This is a genomic window from Oleiphilus sp. HI0132 (assembly GCF_001635845.1).
In genome coordinates this window covers 1-1,408 of the sequence record NZ_LWGJ01001562.1, presented here as the reverse complement: position 1 = coordinate 1,408, position 1,408 = coordinate 1, and the positions used below count along the sequence as shown (strand labels likewise).

At 44.0% G+C, this 1,408-nt stretch carries 2 protein-coding genes; one reads left to right on the top strand and one right to left on the bottom strand.

Annotated features, from left to right (window positions below; translation table 11 throughout):
* The coding region (locus A3766_RS24025) for a D-arabinono-1,4-lactone oxidase (RefSeq protein ID WP_304440980.1) at nucleotides 1-421 on the top strand (421 nt) is incomplete at its 5' end.
* 25 nt (nucleotides 422-446) lie between these two features.
* Here the strand turns inward: A3766_RS24025 and A3766_RS31500 are convergent.
* Nucleotides 447-1,408, bottom strand: a 962-nt coding sequence (locus A3766_RS31500; protein ID WP_197479713.1) for a response regulator, incomplete at its 5' end; no start/stop codon positions are given.

Sequence of the window (1,408 nt, the reverse complement as noted above, 5' to 3'; positions counted from 1 at the left end):
CGCCAATGATAGAAACGTCCGCTTTAATGAAATGGAATATCATCTTCCCGTAGAAGAAGGAATCAAAGCCTTAGGTGAAGTAAGAGACACCATTGAAAAACACTTTAGTGAAGCATTCTTTCCTATTGAGTGTCGCTTCATTAAAGGTGAAGAAGCCTGGTTAAGCCCCTTTTATCAACGTGACTCCATATCCATCGCAGTGCATCGTTATTTTGAAGAAGATTACCAACCGATGTTTAAAGCAATTGAGCCAATTTTTCGAAAGTATGGAGGACGACCTCACTGGGGCAAGCTTAATACATTTAGCCGCGAAGAGTTCAAGAAAAGCTACCCAAAATGGAATGATTTTATTGAGCTAAGACGCAGCTTTGACCCAGAAAGCAAATTCCTGAATACCTACCTGAAAGACACCATCGCTTAAGGTCTAGCTAGCGCCGGGAAAGAGCCTATTCAGGCTCTTTCCAAGCCATCAGCATCTCACGGGTTTTAGGGTAAACATCCATAAATTCTTGATGCATAGGTAATATGTTTTCGATAGGCTGCCCGTCTTTGCAAGCTATCTCAATTTTCTTTGCTGCCTCAGCGAGCGCCAAGGCACTCAAATTGGCAGCAACGCCCTTTAGAGCATGCGCGCTATTTCCTGCCGCTTCCAGATCGCCTTTATCGATATCTGATTGCAGAGTATCAACATACTGCGGCATATCACTCAAAAACGAAGCTATCATAACTTTCAGGATTTTGGACTTCCCCATTACCCTGCGTAATACATCACTTTCATCCCAAATCTGCAACTCAACCCCCTTCGTTTCATCTGGTACTGCCTCTTCAACTATTGCAGAAGCCTCTTCACTTAAATCACAACTTTCGCTCACTTTTACAATTTCACCTACTTGGGCTGCCTTCTGATCAACACCCGCCACAAGGTGAAAATAGAGCTTTCTTTCCAAAACCTCAGTATCGATAGGCTTGGATAAATAATCATTCATTCCTGCTTCAAGGCAGCGTTCCTTATCGCCCTTCATTGCATTCGCTGTCATCGCCATAATAGTGATATCTTTATAACGAATTCCAGCCGCACCACCTCTTATTTCTCGTGTTGCTTCATAGCCATCCATACCTGGCATCTGACAATCCATAAGAATCAGGCTATACGGCAAATTGTCTGGCGAATTTTGCAAAGCAACCAACCCACTATCGGCCAAATCAGCACTGAGCTTCAATATATCCAGCAATGCTAAAGCAACCATTTGATTGACATGGTTGTCTTCGACCAAAAGAATACGGGTATTATCCGGCCACTGGTAGCCACCTGGTAGGCTATCCTGATTCTGATGAATACCGCCATGCTTCAAGCCACGATCATGATCACCCGCCTCTTGCCCACCCTTACACACACTCTCTTCTGAGA